The organism is Sphingomonas sp. PP-F2F-G114-C0414 (genome assembly GCF_003688595.1).
Taxonomy (GTDB): domain Bacteria; phylum Pseudomonadota; class Alphaproteobacteria; order Sphingomonadales; family Sphingomonadaceae; genus Sphingomonas.
In genome coordinates this window covers 130,183-145,220 of sequence record NZ_RCWT01000013.1, presented here as the reverse complement: position 1 = coordinate 145,220, position 15,038 = coordinate 130,183, and the positions used below count along the sequence as shown (strand labels likewise).

The window sequence follows — 15,038 nt, the reverse complement described above, 5'->3', positions numbered from 1 at the left end:
TCAGGCTCGCTCACGCTCCAGCAGATCATGTGCATCCAACCCCAACAGATCGATATGCCCCAAGATCCGCGGCCACTGCGTCGTCACGAAATTCTCGCGCTCGGCCACCCGCAGCGCTTCCGCGGCGCCCGGCATCACGAACATCCCGACGCCGCGCCGCACCTCGACATAGCCGTCGTCCTGAAAGCTCTGATACGCCTTGGCGACCGTCAGCGGATTGGCCCCCTGCTCGGCGGCGAACGCGCGGACCGACGGCAATTGGTCACCCGCACGGTAGTCGCCGCGCAGGATCCCCGCAGCGATCGTGCTGCGAAGGCGGATATATACGGGGCTGTCGTCGCTACTGAGCGCTGTCATGGTGACTTAATACAGTAATTGCGTGGGAAGTCGAGTCCTCAGGAACCCCAATGGCTTACGAGCCGTGCCATATCCGGGCGGGGCCGTTCGTCGAGCGCGCGCGACGGCGTGCCGATGAACATGAACCCGGCGATCCGCTCCGCCGCCGAGCCGAATGCATCGCGCACCACGTCCGAATAGGCCGGCCACCCCGTCAGCCAGCCGCCTGCAAACCCCTCCGCATGCACCGCGTGAAGCAAATTCATGCACGCCGCCCCCGCCGAAAGCTCCTGTTCCCACAACGGAATCTTGCTCTCCTTCGGCGACGACAGCACGACCACCAGGGTCGGCGCCTGGTGCGCGAACTGGTCGAGCGACTCGAGTTCGGTCCGCGATGGCGAAGGCCGCTCCGCGAGATACGCATCCGTGATCAGCGTCGACAGCGCCGCGCGGTGCTCGTCCCCCACCACCACGAACCGCCACGGCGCCAGCTTGCCGTGATCGGGCGTCCGCGCCGCGATCTCCAGGATCGTCGCGAGCTGGTAGGAATCGGGGCCGGGCGCGATCAAATCGCGCGGCTTGCCCGAGCGGCGGGTGGCGAGCAGCGAGAGCGGCGTGGAGCGATCGTTGAGCATGTCCCGGCAGATAGGCCCTGATGTGCGATATTTACAGTCCGGGCTTTGTCGTTAAGTTGCGCGCGATCGAGCGCCCGTCAGCGGCGCACACACGGAGCATCACCACCACATGGCCAGCGCAATCCGAACCGGCGGCGTTCCTGCCGATGCGAAGACGTTTTTCGGGCACCCGCGCGGGCTGTTCATGCTGTTCTTCGTCGAGATGTGGGAGCGCTTCTCGTTCTACGGCATGCGCGCGATCCTGGTGCTGTATCTCACCAAGCATTTCCTGTTCGGCGATGAGCCGTCCTACGCGATCTACGGCGCGTATACCTCGATGGTGTACATCACGCCGATCATCGGCGGCTATCTGTCCGACCGCTTCCTAGGGCCGCGCAAAGCGGTGCTCGCGGGCGGCATCTTCATCACGCTCGGCCATCTGCTGCTGGCGATCGTCGAGGCGCCGCAGGGCGTGCAGGGCGCTGCGCTCAACGGCTTCTATCTCGGTCTCGCCTTCATCATCGTCGGCACCGGCTTTCTGAAGGCGAACATCTCGGTGCTCGTCGGCAAGCTCTACGCGCGCGAGGACATGCGGCGCGATGGCGCGTTCTCGATCTTCTACATGGGGATCAACACCGGCGCGTTCGTCGGCCCGATCGCGGTCGGCATCCTCGGCGAGACGGTCGGCTGGTCGTATGGTTTCGGCGCCGCAGGCATCGGCATGGCGCTCGGGCTGGTCATGTTCATCCTGTTCCAGCGCGAGCTGCACGGTGTCGGCGAAGCGCCCGACGCCGCCGTGCTCGCGTCGAAGCCGGTTGGCGGGCTGTCGATCGAATGGCTGATCTATCTCGGCGGGATCGTCGGCGTCGCCGTCTCGTGGTGGCTGGTCCGCAGCCAGGGCGTCGTCGGCACCGCGCTGATCGTCGCGTCGCTCGTCACCGTCGGCTACATCCTGTGGACCGCGGTTGCGAAGCTGCCGCGCATCGACCGCGACCGGATCTTCGCGGCGTTGTTCCTGATCGCGCTGGCGCCGCTGTTCTGGGCATTGTTCGAGCAAACCGGCTCGTCGCTCAACGTCTACACCGACCAGTCGGTCGACCGCGTCGTGTTCGGCTGGACTATCCCCGCGTCGGTGTTCCAATCGGTCAACCCGTTCTTCATCATCACGCTCGCGCCGGTGTTCGCGGCGCTCTGGACCAGGCTCGGCAAGGCCGGGTTCGAGCCGAGCGCACCGTTCAAGTTCGGCATCGGCCTGATCCTGGTCGGCGCCGGTTTCTTCGCGCTGACGCTCGGTGCGCCGGCACAGGGCCTGACCCCGGCGATCTTCGTCGTGCTGCTCTACATGCTGCACTCGATGGCCGAACTCTGCTTCTCGCCGATCGGCCTGTCGTCGATGACGCGGCTGTCGGTGCCGAGCATGACCGGGTTGATGATGGGCACGTGGTTCCTGGCAACCGCAGGCGGCAATTTCCTCGCCGGCCTGATCGCACAGGCAACCGGCGGCGAGGGGGCCGGCGTCGGGCGGGTGCTCGAAGTGTACGGTCGGATCGGCTGGTTCGCGATCGGCGTCGGCGTGGTCGTGCTGGTGCTCGCGCCGTTCGTGACCAAGCTGATGCATCTCGACCAGATGGGCGCGGTCGATCATGCGATGGCCGGCCAGAACGAACTTGGCGAGCCGGGTGCTGCCGGCCTCGACACCCGCGGCGAACAGGTGCCGCGGGGTTAAGGCGTTAAAGCGCAGCATCCTCCATACACTGTCTGTCATCCCCGCGGAGGCGGGGACCCATAAACTCGGACGTCCGTAATAATACGCGATCGCCAGTATGGCTTCCCGCCTTCGCGGGAATGACAGACAGGGTTGGAAAAAACGGTAGTTTAGATCCGTGTCATCGACAGTGCTTTCTCACCGTAGCGCGGCCCAGCCGTCCCACCACGCGGCGCCGCCGCATCGAGCTTCGCCAGATCGTCCGCCGACAACGCAACGTCCGCCGCCTTCATGCTGTCCTCCAGCGTAACCCGGCGCTTCGACCCCGGGATCGGCACGATGTCATCGCCCTGCGCCAGCAGCCACGCGAGCGCCACCTGCGCCGGCGAAGCGCCATGCGTGTCGGCGATCGACTTCACCACCGCGACCATCTCCATGTTCTTGGCGAAGTTCTCCTCCGAATAGCGCGGGTCGTTCCGCCGATAGTCACCCTCGGGCAGGTCCGACCGAGCGGTAATCTGCCCGGTCAGGAAGCCCCGCCCGAGCGGCGAATACGGCACGAACCCGATCCCCAGCTCGCGGCACAGCGGCAGGATCGCGTCCTCGACATCGCGCTCCCACAACGAATATTCGCTCTGCAACGCCGCGATCGGATGCGTCGCCGCGGCGCGGCGAATGGTGTCGAGCCCAGCCTCCGAAAGCCCGAGGTGCCGCACCTTGCCCTCGCGAACGAGGTCCGCCATCGCGCCGACCGTATCCTCGATCGGCACCCCCGGATCGACGCGGTGCTGGTACAGCAGGTCGATCGTCTCGACCCCGAGCCGCTTCAGCGATCCCTCGCACGCCCGCCGCACATTGGCCGGCGTGGAATCGACCCCCGTCATCCCATTCTCGTCATAGCGGAAGCCGAACTTGGTCGCGATCACGACGCCGTCGCGCTTGCCGCGGATCGCCTTGCCGATCAGCTCCTCGTTGACCAGCGGGCCATAGATCTCGGCGGTGTCGAACAGCGTCACGCCCAGCTCGATCGCGCGGTGGATCGTCGCGATGCTCTCGTCGGCGTTCGCCTCGCCGTACATGCCCTTGCCGATGCCGGCCATCGGCATGCAGCCGAGACCCAGCGCGGAAACCTCGAAATCAGGGCCGAGCGTGCGATACTTCATGCGGAATCTCCTGAGCGCCATTCCCGTGATCGGACCGCGCTGCGACGGAAATGGTAACGGCGGTGTCCATCGTCACGTTCCCAACGGTCCGAAACAGGTCGGGTATGGTCTCGACTGCGATGAGCAGACCCAGCACCTCAAGTGGGATCCCCATCGCCAGCGCGACCGGCGCGACCGACGCGACGAAGCTGATCGTGCCGGGCAGCGAAATCGACCCCATCGTCGTGATCGCCGCGGTCGCCACGCCCGCCGCCATCTGCCCCGGCCCGATCGGCAGCCCCAGCCAGTGCGCGACATACAGGGCGACGGCCAGGTTCATCGCCGGGCTGGTCGCGCGGAACACCGCGACCGACAGCGGCAGGACGATCCCCGCGGTGGCGGGCGACGCGCCGAGATCGGTCGAGGCCTTCAACATCGCCGGCAGCGAGGCGAGCGACGATTGCGTGCTGATCGCCACCGCCTGTGCCGGCGCGACCGCGCGCGCGAACCGCAGGAAGCTGACCCGGCCACCGATCATCCCGATCGGATAGGCGGACAGCAGGACGATGAACCCGATCGCCGAGACGCAGACGATATAGTGAAGGAGTGCGCCGAACGCCGCCGTACCCGTGCGCGCACCGACCCCGTAGGCGAGCGCGAAGATGCCGATCGGCGCCAGCTTCAGCACCCATTTGATGATGATCAACAGCGCGTCGACCACCGCCTGGAAGAAGCCGGTCAGCACGCGGCGGCGATCGTCGGGCAGCTTCGTCACGGCAAAGGCGAACGTCAGCGCGAAGACGGTGAGCGGCAGGAAAGAGTCGCTCGAGGCGGCGGCAACGATGTTGGTCGGCACGATCGTGTCGAAGAACGCGCCGATCCCCGGCACCGGCCCGACCGGCGCGGCGCCCGTCAATGCGGCCCGCAGCGCGGCGCCGAGCGCGCGCGGCAACGGAAACGCGTCGAGGATCAACGGCATGACCAGCGCCGACATGATCGTCGTGCTCCACAGGATGACGACGATCATCACCATCGCCCGCACCGTGATGCGCCCGGCGCGCGCCGCCTCGGTGGTCGCGCCGATCCCGGTCACGAGCAGCCCGACGACGAGCGGTACGATCACCATCTGCAAGCCGTGCAGCCACGCCGAGCCGATCGGCTGCGTCACGGCCGTAAAGGCGATCGCGTTCGCCGGCGACCAGGCCGCCGCGGCGATGCCGATCGCGATGCCGCCGATCAGCGCGGCTAGAATCCGTGTAGTCTGCGACATGCTCGCCCTTCGTGATGTACCGCGCTATCAAACGGATCGGACACCGATACGGGACGGAAAGCACGCGCGATGGCAAGAAAATATTTCGGCACCGACGGCATTCGTGGTGCCACCAACGTCTCGCCGATGACCGCGGCAATGGCGATGAAGGTCGGCATGGCCGCCGGCGCATATTTCCAGCGCGGCGATCACCGCCACCGCGTCGTGATCGGCAAGGACACGCGGCTGTCCGGCTACATGCTCGAATCGGCCTTGGTCGCGGGTTTCACCAGCGTCGGCATGGACGTCGTCATGGTCGGGCCGATGCCGACGCCCGCAGTCGCGATGCTCACCCAGTCGATGCGCGCAGACATCGGCGTGATGATCTCCGCCAGCCACAACCCGTACGCGGATAACGGCATCAAGCTGTTTGGGCCCGACGGCTACAAGCTGTCGGACGAAGCCGAGGCAGCGATCGAGGCGCTGATCGACGGTGACATCCCGCTCGTCCCCTCCGACCAGATCGGCCGCGCGCGCCGGATCGAGGACGCGCAGGGCCGCTACATCCACTTCGCCAAGTCGACCTTCCCGGAGAATCTCCGCCTCGACGGCATGCGCGTGGTGCTCGATTGCGCGAACGGTGCCGCTTACAAGGTCGCACCGTCCGCCTTGTGGGAACTCGGCGCCGACGTCGTCGCGATCGGGGTCACGCCCAACGGCATCAACATCAACGACGGCGTCGGCTCGACCGCCCCGCAGGCGCTTGCCGAGACGGTGGTCGCTAGCGGCGCCGACATCGGCATCGCGCTCGACGGCGACGCGGATCGTCTGATCGTGGTCGACGAGACCGGTACGATCGTCGACGGTGACCAGCTGATGGCGACGATCGCGGCCAGCTGGGCGCGCCAGGGGCGGCTTGCGGGCGGCGGTCTGGTCGCGACGGTGATGTCCAACCTCGGTCTCGAACGCCATCTCGCCGCGCAAGGGCTGGGCCTCGTCCGCACCGCGGTCGGCGATCGCCACGTGCTCGAGAAGATGCGGTCGAGCGGCTATAATGTCGGCGGCGAACAGTCGGGCCACATCATCCTCAGCGACTATGCGACCACCGGCGACGGCCTCGTCGCGGCGCTCCAGATCCTCGCCGAGGTCAAGCGCTCGGGCGCCCCCGCTAGCGAAGTGCTCCACCGCTTCGAGCCCCTGCCGCAGTTGCTCAAGAACGTCCGCTTCGCCGGCGGCAAGCCGCTCGATCACGACGCGGTCAAGGCGGTGATCGCCGAGGCGGAAGCTGAACTCGCCGGCAAGGGACGGCTCGTCATCCGCCCGTCGGGCACCGAACCGGTTATCCGCGTAATGGCGGAGGGCGACGATCTCGCCCAAGTCGAACAGGTCGTCGACCGCATCTGCGACGCCGTGCGGAAGGCGGCCGCCTGATGCTCGAGATGCGCCCCACCTGCGAACGCTGCGCTGCCGACTTGCCCGCCGATGCACCCGGCGCGTTCATCTGCTCGTTCGAATGCACCTTCTGCGCGGAATGCGCGGATGCGCTCGACGAACGCTGTCCGAACTGTGGCGGCGAATTGTTGGACCGCCCGACAAGGCTGGGCGAGGCACCGCCGCAAAAGCCGGCAGCGGGCAGGCGGCACTAGGGGCCGTTTGAGTAAGCACCATTTCGCTCCTTACCGCCACCCCAACCCCTTCTACCACCCCGGCGAAGGCCGGGGCCCAAATGGGGGACGGTGCTAACAAAGGGCATCGCTCCGTTACTTCGGCCTTCCCAATTAGGCCCCGGCCTCCGCCGGGGTGGTAAAGGGGGCATACCCCTGTCCTACATCTCACCAGGTATGACATAGCCCTTCATATGACCGCCAACCTCGCCAAACCCCGCTCGGCCACCGCAAACGGCTCCGCAACGAAACCGTGCGAGCGTCTACACTTCCTATACTTCACTTTCCCCGCCGACCTCCAATGACCGCCAGAATCCTTATAATAGCCGGCTCGGATTCCGGTGGCGGCGCAGGCATCCAGGCAGATATCAAGACCGTCACGATGCTGGGCGGCCACGCAATGACCGCCGTCACCGCGATCACCGCACAGAACACGCTAGGCGTGCAGGCAGTCCACCAGATCCCGACCGACATGGTCCTCGCGCAGATCGACTCGGTTGTCTCGGACATCGGCGTAGACGCAGTAAAGATCGGCATGATCGGTTCGGCAGAAACTGCCAACGCCGTAGCCGACTACCTGACCTCCTTGTTCTCCCGCGAAGGCGGGAGCCCAGACTGGACTCCCGCCTTCGCGGGAGAACAAGGGGGGGCGGGCTGTCCTCAAAGTTCAAGCATCCCCATCATCTTCGACCCGGTAATGATCGCCACCTCCGGCTCCGTTCTCGCAGACCGCGACACGATCGCCGCCTTCACTCGCCTCATGCGGCTCGCCACGCTCGTAACCCCCAACCTCCCCGAACTCGCAGCACTCGGCAGTGAGACCGCTATCCGCGCACTAGGCCCAGCCGTCCTCATAAAAGGCGGCCACACCGAAGGCCCCTCCGTCACCGACCGCCTCGTCACCGACTCCGGCGAAACCCGCTGGACCAACCCCCGCATCGAAACCCGCCACGCCCACGGCACCGGCTGCACGCTCGCCAGCGGCATCGCCACCAGCCTCGCCCAAGGCCTGCCGCTCGCCGCCGCCATCGAGCGCGCCATCGCGTTCGTCCGCGCCGCGCTTGCCAACGCACCGGGGCTGGGCGCAGGGCATGGCCCGATGGGGCACGCACTCGGCACCAGCCCGTTCGACCAGTGGAAAGACCGCCAATGCCCGGCATGAAACACGAAAAGCTCTGCGTCGGCCCGGTCGCCGGTGTCGACGAAGCCGGTCGCGGTCCGCTCGCCGGCCCCGTGGTCGCAGCCGCCGTGATCCTCCCGGCAAAAGGCGTACCCCGCGGCATCGACGACTCCAAAAAGCTCTCCGCCTCCGAACGCGAACGGCTCTGCGCGCGCCTGAAAGGCTGCGCGATCGTCGGCATCGGCATCGTCGAGCCCGAAGAGATCGACACGCTCAACATCTACTGGGCGACGATGAAGGCGATGACGCTTGCGGTCGACGCGCTGGCGGTCGAGCTCGGCCAGGCCCCCGGCCACGTCCTCGTCGACGGCAACCGTTTGCCCCGTTGGACCTACCCCGCCACGCCGCTGGTCGGCGGCGACGCGAAATCGCTGTCGATCGCCGCCGCCTCGATCGTCGCCAAGCACACGCGCGACCTCATCATGATCGCCGCCGCCGACGTGCATCCCGAATATAACTGGCATTCGAACAAGGGTTACGGCTGCGCGCACCACATGCGCGCGCTCCGCGATCACGGCCCCACGCCGATTCACCGCCGCAGTTTCGCCCCCGTCGCCGCCGCCTATCTGGCGCGCGAGGGACTTTTCGCACAGGAAACGACGAGCTGAGTCTTTCGCGCCACACCCCAAGGGCTTGAGCCGCGAGTCTTCCACGACTCAACATCTGGGCAACGGCGACTCGTTTGGTCGCAGCCGCGGATTCTCGCGAAAACGCCGTTAACGAATGTTTGCTTGACGGAGTCGGACAATTCCGCCGCTATGGGCATCGATAAGGGGCGGAAAACATGGGTTTGATCGACACGATCGCACGGCCGCGTGCGAAAAAGGCAGTGGAGCCGGCGGTTCAAGCCGTTCTTCCACTCGACCAGATTTTACGTGGCGACTGCATCGAGCATATGAAGGCGCTCCCGTCGAATTCCATCGACATGATCTTCGCCGACCCGCCGTACAACCTCCAGCTCGGCGGCGAACTCTATCGCCCCGACGGCAGCCACGTCGACGCGGTCACCGACGACTGGGACAAGTTCGACACCTTCGCCGCCTATGACCGCTTCACCCGCGCCTGGCTCAAGGAAGCACGCCGTATCCTCAAGGACGACGGCGCGCTTTGGGTCATCGGCAGCTATCACAACATCTTCCGCGTCGGCGCGGCGGTGCAGGATCTCGGCTACTGGATCCTCAACGACATCGTCTGGCGCAAGACCAACCCGATGCCGAACTTCCGCGGCACCCGCTTCACCAACGCGCACGAGACGCTGATCTGGGCATCGAAGGGCGAGAAGGCCAAATACCACTTCAACTACCGCGCGATGAAGACGCTCAACGACGAGCTCCAGATGCGCAGCGACTGGGAATTCCCGACCTGCGGCGGCGCCGAGCGGCTCAAGAAGAACGGCACCAAGGTGCATCCGACGCAGAAGCCCGAGGCGCTGCTGTACCGCATCCTGCTGGCGTGCACGAAACCCGGCGACGTCGTGCTCGACCCGTTCTTCGGCACCGGCACCACCGGCGCGGTCGCCAAGCGTCTCGGTCGCAGCTGGATCGGCATCGACCGTGAGGGCGACTACATCGAAGCCGCGCAGGAACGCATCGAGGCCGCACTGCCGCTCGACGAATCGGCACTCGCCACGATGATGAGTCCGCGCACGCAGCCCAAGGTCGCGTTCGGCGTCCTTGTCGAGAACGCGTATCTCGCTCCCGGCGCAGTCCTAACCGACTCGAAACGTCGCTGGCGTGCTACCATCCGCGCGGACGGCTCGCTGCTCAGCGACTGCGGCACGATCGGCTCGATCCACAAGCTCGGCTCGACGCTCCAGAACGCCCCCGCCTGCAACGGCTGGAGCTTCTGGCACTACGAAAGCGACAAGGGCCTGAAGCCGATCGACGACCTCCGGCAAACGTATTTGCTGGCGACGACGGTCTGAGCAAAGTTCCGTTCGTGCCGAGTAGAGACCGAGCGTAGTCGAGGGCTCGTATCGAGGTACAGGTCCCTCGATACGCCATCTCGACAAGCTCGATGCCTACTCGGGACGAACGGGGTGGGTTTGAACGTACGGTGGATTTGAGGAAAAGGGGATCATGACCAGTCTCCACCTCCGCCCCGTCCAGTTCGTCGACACCCCCATCGGCCATGAAGACGGAAGCGTCGCGCGCCTGGCGGGCGGCCTGCAATGGTTTGCCGCGTACGAGGTGATCGAAGGCCGCACCCGCCGCACCATCCCCGTCGCAGAAATCGCGACGCTGGGCGAGCACGCCGCGCACCTCCACGCCGCCATCACCTCACCCCGCGCCGCCCTCCAGCTCGGCGAACGCACGCTCCGCTTCGACCAGCCGATCGTCGCCGGCATCCTCAACGTCACGCCCGACAGCTTCTCCGACGGCGGCAAGCATGTCGACGACCCCGCCGCCGCGGCGGCCGCCGGGATCGACATGGCCGCTGCCGGCGCGACGCTGATCGACGTCGGCGGCGAATCCACCCGCCCCGGCGCCCCCGCGGTCTGGGAAGGCGACGAGATCGTTCGCCTCGTCCCCGTCGTCGAGCGCCTCGCGCGCGCCGGTGCGATCGTCTCGGTCGACACGCGCAAAGCCGCCGTCATGGAGGCCACGCTCGCCGCCGGCGCGCACATCGTCAACGACGTCGCCGCGCTCCTCTGGGACGACCGCGCGCTGGACGTCGTCGCAAAAAGCGGCTGCCCCGTCGTCCTGATGCACTCGCCCGACCCCAAGAAAGGCGGACACGGCAACGGCGGCTACACCAACGTCCTGACCGACGTCTTCGACTGGCTCGAAGCGCGCATTGCAACGGTCGTCGCCGGCGGTGTCGACCGATCAAGGATCATGGTCGACCCAGGCATGGGCTTCGGCAAGACGCTCGCCGAGAACCTTGCGCTACTTAACGGCCTTGCGATCTTCCACGGTCTCGGCTGCCCGATCATGCTCGGCGCCAGCCGCAAGCGTCTCATCGGCGCACTCTCGAACGAAGCGCCGGTCGACCAGCGCCTCGCCGGTTCGCTCGCGCTGGCGCTGAAAGGTGCGGAGGCGGGCGTCCAGATCCTTCGCGTCCACGACGTCGCCGAGACGGTGCAGGCAGTGAAGATCTGGCGCGGCCTGCGCGATCAATCGCTCGTTGGCGGCTAAGCGGGGCGGCTGATCGTCGCTGCATTGCAGCGAAACGCCACTTCGCGCATTAAAAGCCCTGTAAACAAGGGAGCTTTCGTTTGATCGTCACCGCAACACCGCGCTTCAGCCAGATCCTGAGCGAAGTCTGGCGCCCGCTGCTCGGCCTGTTCGTCTGGGATGTGATCGTCACGATCACCTATTACGTCCTGCCGTTCCACGCGCCCGCGCTCCCTCTGACGCTGTTCGGTACCGCGCTCGCGCTGTTCCTCGGCTTTCGCGATAACTCGGCCTATCAGCGCTGGTGGGAAAGCCGTGGCCTGTGGGGCCTGATGATCAACGCCTCGCGCAACCTGGCGCGGATGGCGCGCAACATGCTGCCCGAGCCCGAGGGTCACGACATGAAGCGGACGATCGTGCTCCGTCAGATTGCCTATGTGAACGCGCTACGCTGCCAGTTGCGCAAACAGCCCGCACCGCCCGAGGTGCTGCGCTTCCTGTCGAAGGAGGAGGCGTCGTTCGCGCTAGAGCGCACCAATATCGCCAACGGCCTGCTCGACGGCACTGGGCGGCGGATCGACATCGCGCGCCGCAACGGCTGGATCGACACCATCCAACAGATGCAGTTCGAGTCCATCCTGGTCGATATCGCCAATGCGCAGGGCGGCATGGAGCGGATCAAGAACACGCCGCTGCCCAATCAATACCGCTTTTTCCCGAGCCTGTTCACCCGTCTGTTCTGCGTGTTGCTGCCGATCGGTCTGGTCGAGACGCTGGGCTATGCGACGCCGGTCGGTTCGACGATTGCTGGACTGATGTTCCTCGCCGTGCTGCAGATCGGTGATGATCTGGTCGACCCGTTCGCGGACACGATCCACGACGTGCCGCTGAACGCGATGTGCCGGACGATCGAGATCGACCTGCTCCAGGCGATCGGCGATCCAGCGCCCGAGCCGCTGACGCCTGACAAGGGCGTGCTCTGGTAACGCTCTTCGCAGGCATGCACCGACGTACATTTGCGGCCTGAGCGGGGGCCGCCAAATCTCACGGCGCCTCGGATGCGCCCCGCGAGACGCAACCGAGACCTGGCGACAGCGTCCTGTCAAAGACGAGGCGCACGTCAGGCGGCGTTGTCGATGCCCAGTTCGCCGAGCTTGCGATACAGTGTCGATCGCCCGATCCCCAGCCGCCGCGCGACTTCGGTCATCCGACCGCGATAATGGCCGATCGCCAGACGGATCACGTCGGCCTCGATTTCCTCGAGCGCGCGAAGGTTGCCGTCGGCGCGGAACAGCGTGACGCCGCCGCCGCCCGCCGCAACCGTAGCGGGAATACGGCGGCGATTGCCCAGCGCGGCGATCTGCGGGAAATCGTCTTCGGTCAGCGCCGCGTCCTCGCAGAGCACGGCCGCGCGGAAAAGTGCGTTCTGCAACTGACGAACATTGCCCGGCCAGTCGTATTGAACCAGCAGCGCCAGCGCGGAATCGGTAATGCCCAGCGACCGCAACCCTGGTTGTTCGGCGATCCGCGCGAGCAGGTGGCGTGCCAGTGCTGGAATGTCGCCGGTCCGCTCGCGCAACGGCGGGATCATGACCTGAACCACGTTGAGCCGGTAATACAGGTCTTCGCGGAACCGGCCGGCCTCGACTTCGTCGAGCAAAGGCGTGTTGCTGGCGGCGATGACCCGGACATCGACGTCGTGCGGATGGCGCGCACCGATCGCGTGGACCTCGCCGGTCTGGAGGACGTGGAGCAGCTTGGCCTGTGCCTCGAGCGGCATCTCGCTGATCTCGTCGAGAAACAGCGTCCCGCCGTCGGCCTCCCGGAACCGGCCGGTCTTGCGCTCGAACGCACCGGTGAACGCGCCCATTTCGTGGCCGAACAGCTCCGATTCGACGAGGTTGGCCGAGACCTCACCGCAATTGACGCTCATCATCGGCTTCTTGGCGCGGGGCGAGGCGGCGTGGATGGCTTCGGCGATGACGTCCTTGCCCACGCCGATCTCGCCTTCCAGCAACACCGAGACGCGTGCCCGCGCAGCCTTGGCGGCGATGGCCAGCGCGGCACGGAAATCCGGCGACGATCCGACGATCTCGTCGAACCCGAGCAGCGCAGGTATTTTTTCGGTAAGGGGGCGGAGCTCGCCGGTGGACGTGGCGCCGACGGCGGTGTCGAGCGCGGCGAGAAAGCGGTCGGGCGCGAGCGGCTTGACCAGGAAGTCGGTGGCGCCCGCGCGCATCGCAGCGACGGCGTGAGACACCGATCCGTTCGCGGTCAGCATCAGGATCGGCAGTGCCGGCCGACGTTCGCGCAACGCGGCGATGAGACCCGTCGCGTCGGCATCGGGTGCCGAGTGATCGAGGACGATCGCATCGAGCTGCATCCCGTCCTGCGTCCCGAGCGTCGCGATCGCCATCTCGCCGTCGGTCGCGAAGATCGCGCGCCAGCCGCCACGCGTGGCAAGCGCCGCCACCAGCCGTCGCTGCGCAGGCTCTTCGTCGATCAGCAGTAGAAGGCGCTGCCCGTTGCGCGTCATGGCGAATCCTGTCCCGTTCCGGCACGTGCAATAGCGCAGCCGGGTAAAGAGCGACTTAAAAGCGCCGTGCGGCCGGGCTTGGCGATAGCAGTCGTGCAGGTTAAGGTCGCCCCATAGAGGATGGCACTCACAGGATTGGGGCACGAACCATGGCCGGCAACGGGGACATGAAGGCGCATGCGGCGACCTATTCGAGCGTGACGGGGATGATGAAATGGGGTGCGGTCGGATGCGCGCTGGTCGTCGCGCTCGTCATCTGGCTGATCCACTAAGCCCATGAAGATCGCCGTCCTGAAAGAACAAGCGGACGGCGAGCGGCGGGTTTCCGCGACGCCGGAAACGGTCAAGAAGTTCATCGCGCTGGGCGCGACGCTCGCGGTCGAGACGGGGGCGGGCGAGGCGGCGTCGATCGCCGATACCGCGTACGCCGATGCGGGCGCATCGGTTGGCGATCGTGCGGCGACGCTGGCGGGTGCGGAGATCGTGCTCGGGGTGCAAGGACCTGATCCTGCAACGCTGGACGGGGTCGCCCCGGGGGTGTGGATCGTCGCGAGCCTCAATCCCTTTGCAGAGCGCGCCCGCGTCAAGGCCTATGCCGCGGCAGGGTACGAAGCGCTGGCGATGGAATTCATGCCGCGGATCACGCGCGCGCAGTCGATGGATATCCTGTCGTCGCAATCCAACCTGTCGGGGTACAAGGCGGTGCTCGATGCCGCCGCCGAATATGACCGCGCGTTTCCGATGATGATGACCGCGGCGGGGACGATCAGTGCGGCCAAGGCGTTCGTGATGGGCGTCGGCGTCGCCGGGCTTCAGGCAATCGCGACCGCACGACGGCTCGGCGCTCAGGTGTCGGCGACCGACGTGCGCGCCGCGACCCGCGAGCAGATCCAGTCGCTGGGCGCGAAACCGATCTTCGTCGAGAATGTCGCCGGGATCGAGGGCGAGGGTTCGGGCGGGTATGCCGGCGAGATGTCGCCCGAATACCAGGCTGCGCAGGCCGAGCTCGTCTCGGGGCATATCGCCAAGCAGGACATCGTCATTACGACTGCGTTGATCCCGGGGCGTCCGGCGCCACGGCTGATCTCGGCGGCGCAGGTGGCGAACATGAAGCCGGGCTCGGTGATCGTCGATCTCGCGGTCGAGCAGGGCGGCAACGTCGAAGGTTCGGTCGCAGGCGAAGTGGTCGTCGTGAACGGGGTGAAGATCGTCGGCCATCGCAATGTGCCATCTCGATTGGCAGCGGACGCCAGCGCCTTGTTCTCGCGCAACCTGTACAACTTCCTCAACGCCTTCTGGGACAAGGAGGCTGGGCGACCCGTGCTCGACGCCGAGATCGGCGACGCGATCCGCCTGACGCAAGGCGGCAAGATCGTGAACCCAAGGCTGCTGACGTGATAATCCTCCCCGGCACGGGGAGGGGGACCGGCGCAGCCGGTGGAGGGGGCGTCCCGCACACGCTACGCCCGGAAGTGTCGCTAGCGCGCAAATTGCGG

The 15,038-nt window shown here is 66.5% G+C and carries 15 protein-coding genes; 10 read left to right on the top strand and 5 right to left on the bottom strand.

All coding sequences use genetic code 11. From position 1 onward, the window contains the following. Together C8J47_RS15240 and C8J47_RS15235 are read right to left on the bottom strand one after the other, a co-directional pair. Entirely contained in the window at positions 1 to 357 is a 357-nt protein-coding gene (locus C8J47_RS15240; protein WP_056053547.1) for a GntR family transcriptional regulator, read from the bottom strand. A gap of 38 nt (positions 358 to 395) precedes the next feature. Then, positions 396 to 971, bottom strand: coding sequence for a nitroreductase (locus C8J47_RS15235; protein ID WP_121886387.1), 576 nt, complete (start codon positions 969 to 971; stop codon positions 396 to 398). Positions 972 to 1,080: 109 nt separating this feature from the next. Here C8J47_RS15235 and C8J47_RS15230 point away from each other — a divergent pair, with 109 nt between their 5' ends. After that, positions 1,081 to 2,676, top strand: coding sequence for a peptide MFS transporter (locus C8J47_RS15230; protein ID WP_121886386.1), 1,596 nt, complete (start codon positions 1,081 to 1,083; stop codon positions 2,674 to 2,676). A gap of 149 nt (positions 2,677 to 2,825) precedes the next feature. Here C8J47_RS15230 and C8J47_RS15225 read toward each other — a convergent pair whose 3' ends face one another. Together C8J47_RS15225 and C8J47_RS15220 are read right to left on the bottom strand one after the other, a co-directional pair. Continuing rightward, positions 2,826 to 3,818, bottom strand: a complete 993-nt coding sequence (locus C8J47_RS15225; RefSeq protein WP_121886385.1) for an aldo/keto reductase — start codon at positions 3,816 to 3,818, stop codon at positions 2,826 to 2,828. Then, positions 3,793 to 5,067 (bottom strand): dicarboxylate/amino acid:cation symporter, encoded by a 1,275-nt coding sequence (locus tag C8J47_RS15220; protein ID WP_121886384.1) that lies wholly within the window; start codon positions 5,065 to 5,067, stop codon positions 3,793 to 3,795. The genes C8J47_RS15225 and C8J47_RS15220 overlap by 26 nt, the downstream gene beginning before the upstream one ends. A 69-nt stretch (positions 5,068 to 5,136) precedes the next feature. Here C8J47_RS15220 and glmM point away from each other — a divergent pair, with 69 nt between their 5' ends. The 7 genes from glmM to C8J47_RS15185 all read left to right on the top strand — a co-directional run bounded on the left by glmM (position 5,137) and on the right by C8J47_RS15185 (position 11,992). Next, positions 5,137 to 6,477, top strand: a complete 1,341-nt coding sequence (gene glmM / locus C8J47_RS15215) for a phosphoglucosamine mutase (protein ID WP_121886383.1) — start codon at positions 5,137 to 5,139, stop codon at positions 6,475 to 6,477. Beyond that, positions 6,477 to 6,692: a DUF1272 domain-containing protein gene (locus C8J47_RS15210; RefSeq protein ID WP_107957665.1), complete on the top strand. Its 216-nt coding sequence runs from the start codon at positions 6,477 to 6,479 to the stop codon at positions 6,690 to 6,692. Before glmM ends, C8J47_RS15210 begins: the two co-directional genes overlap by 1 nt. 319 nt (positions 6,693 to 7,011) lie before the next feature. After that, a complete protein-coding gene (locus C8J47_RS15205) occupies positions 7,012 to 7,872 on the top strand; it encodes a bifunctional hydroxymethylpyrimidine kinase/phosphomethylpyrimidine kinase (RefSeq protein WP_121886382.1) in 861 nt (286 codons plus the stop codon). Next, complete coding sequence (locus tag C8J47_RS15200) at positions 7,860 to 8,498, top strand: ribonuclease HII (RefSeq protein ID WP_121886381.1); 639 nt, start codon at positions 7,860 to 7,862, stop codon at positions 8,496 to 8,498. Before C8J47_RS15205 ends, C8J47_RS15200 begins: the two co-directional genes overlap by 13 nt. Before the next feature lie 176 nt (positions 8,499 to 8,674). Then, positions 8,675 to 9,814: a site-specific DNA-methyltransferase gene (locus C8J47_RS15195; protein WP_056487740.1), complete on the top strand. Its 1,140-nt coding sequence runs from the start codon at positions 8,675 to 8,677 to the stop codon at positions 9,812 to 9,814. A 154-nt stretch (positions 9,815 to 9,968) separates the two neighbouring features. Next, positions 9,969 to 11,027, top strand: coding sequence for a dihydropteroate synthase (gene folP / locus C8J47_RS15190; protein ID WP_121886380.1), 1,059 nt, complete (start codon positions 9,969 to 9,971; stop codon positions 11,025 to 11,027). An 80-nt stretch (positions 11,028 to 11,107) separates the two neighbouring features. Further along, positions 11,108 to 11,992 carry a bestrophin family protein gene (locus C8J47_RS15185; RefSeq protein WP_060526015.1) on the top strand — a complete coding sequence of 295 codons (885 nt, stop codon included), beginning with the start codon at positions 11,108 to 11,110 and terminating at the stop codon, positions 11,990 to 11,992. A 134-nt stretch (positions 11,993 to 12,126) separates the two neighbouring features. On the opposite strand, the gene C8J47_RS15180 is transcribed toward C8J47_RS15185, so the two are convergent. Further along, positions 12,127 to 13,542: a sigma-54 dependent transcriptional regulator gene (locus tag C8J47_RS15180; protein ID WP_056053510.1), complete on the bottom strand. Its 1,416-nt coding sequence runs from the start codon at positions 13,540 to 13,542 to the stop codon at positions 12,127 to 12,129. Between the two features lie 113 nt (positions 13,543 to 13,655). Here C8J47_RS15180 and C8J47_RS15175 point away from each other — a divergent pair, with 113 nt between their 5' ends. Together C8J47_RS15175 and C8J47_RS15170 are read left to right on the top strand one after the other, a co-directional pair. After that, positions 13,656 to 13,814: an aa3-type cytochrome c oxidase subunit IV gene (locus C8J47_RS15175; RefSeq protein WP_404969226.1), complete on the top strand. Its 159-nt coding sequence runs from the start codon at positions 13,656 to 13,658 to the stop codon at positions 13,812 to 13,814. 4 nt (positions 13,815 to 13,818) lie between these two features. Further along, a complete protein-coding gene (locus C8J47_RS15170; RefSeq protein WP_121886379.1) occupies positions 13,819 to 14,940 on the top strand; it encodes an NAD(P) transhydrogenase subunit alpha in 1,122 nt (373 codons plus the stop codon). Positions 14,941 to 15,038 lie beyond the last annotated feature (98 nt).